This window comes from Chromatium okenii, assembly GCF_016583745.1.
Taxonomy (GTDB): domain Bacteria; phylum Pseudomonadota; class Gammaproteobacteria; order Chromatiales; family Chromatiaceae; genus Chromatium; species Chromatium okenii.
On the sequence record NZ_NRRQ01000102.1, the window covers coordinates 1 to 1,671 of the forward strand.

At 51.5% G+C, this 1,671-nt stretch carries 1 protein-coding gene and 1 pseudogene; both read right to left on the reverse strand.

What is annotated here, in order from left to right:
* On the reverse strand, nucleotides 1-912 hold a 912-nt coding region (locus CKO12_RS15480), incomplete at its 3' end, for an InlB B-repeat-containing protein (RefSeq protein WP_420826849.1).
* A gap of 2 nt (nucleotides 913-914) precedes the next feature.
* Nucleotides 915-1,670, reverse strand: a pseudogene (locus tag CKO12_RS15485) (InlB B-repeat-containing protein); the annotation flags it as partial.
* Between the last annotated feature and the right edge of the window lies 1 nt (nucleotide 1,671).

Here is a 1,671-nt window from a genome sequence, read left to right on the forward strand (position 1 = left end):
GCCAGCAGTGACCGGATTGGGAGTGCAATTGATGGTGCCGCCGGCGACGGGATCGGCGGTGGCAGTAATTAAATAGAGTGGTGTGAAATTCGCCGTCACTGCTTTTGCGGCAGTGACATTCGTTAATTCGCACGTTGTGCCGGTGCAATCGCCATCAAATCCGTTAAACGTATAACCAGCATTGGTGGTTATAGTGCATCCACTCGTACCGCCATGCGCTACCGGATTAGCTGAACAAATCACGCTGCCGCCCGCAGCTGGATTGGCAGTTGCGGTGATTGAATAGGTGTTTAACGTGAAGTTAGCGGTCACGGTTTTATCGGCACTGACATTGGTTAATTCACACGTTGTGCCGGTGCAAGCGCCCGTGAAATTGGTAAAAACATAACCCACATTGGCCGTGACAATGCAATTTGCTGAATCGCCAGCAGTGACCGGATTGGGAGTGCAATTGATGGTGCCGCCGGCGACGGGATTAGCGGTGGCAGTAATTGAATAGAGTGGTGTGAAATTCGCCGTCACTGCTTTTGCGGCAGTGACATTCGTTAATGCGCACGTTGTGCCGGTGCAAGCGCCCGTGAAATTAGTAAAAACATAACCCACATTGGCCGTGGCAATGCAATTTGCTGAATCGCCAGCAGTGACCGGATTGGGAGTGCAATTGATGGTGCCGCCGGCGACGGGATTAGCGGTGGCAGTAATTGAATAGAGTGGTGTGAAATTCGCCGTCACTGCTTTTGCGGCAGTGACATTCGTTAATGCGCACGTTGTGCCGGTGCAAGCGCCCGTGAAATTAGTAAAAACATAACCCACATTGGCCGTGGCAATGCAATTTGCTGAATCGCCAGCAGTGACCGGATTGGGAGTGCAATTGATGGTGCCGCCGGCGACGGGATTAGCGGTGGCAGTAATTNCGTGAAATTAGTAAAAACATAACCCACATTGGTCGTGGCAATGCAATTTGCTGAATCGCCAGCAGTGACCGGATTGGGAGTGCAATTGATGGTGCCGCCGGCGACGGGATTAGCGGTGGCAGTAATTAAATAGAGTGGTGTGAAATTCGCCGTCACTGCTTTTGCGGCAGTGACATTCGTTAATTCGCACGTTGTGCCGGTGCAAGCGCCCGTGAAATTAGTAAAAACATAACCCACATTGGTCGTGGCAATGCAATTTGCTGAATCGCCGGATGTTACTGGATTCGGTGAACAAATTACTGAACCGCCCGCAGTTGGATTAGCGGTGGCAGTAATTAAATAGAGTGGTGTAAAATTCGCCGTCACTGCTTTTGCGGCAGTGACATTCGTTAATGCGCACGTTGTGCCGGTGCAAGCGCCCGTGAAATTAGTAAAAACATAACCCACATTGGCCGTGGCAATGCAATTTGCTGAATCGCCAGCAGTGACCGGATTGGGAGTGCAATTGATGGTGCCGCCGGCGACGGGATTAGCGGTGGCAGTAATTGAATAGAGTGGTGTGAAATTCGCCGTCACTGCTTTTGCGGCAGTGACATTCGTTAATGCGCACGTTGTGCCGGTGCAAGCGCCCGTGAAATTAGTAAAAACATAACCCACATTGGCCGTGGCAATGCAATTTGCAGAATCGCCAGCAGTGACCGGATTGGGAGTGCAATTGATGGTGCCGCCGGCGACGGGATTAGCGGTGGCAGTAATT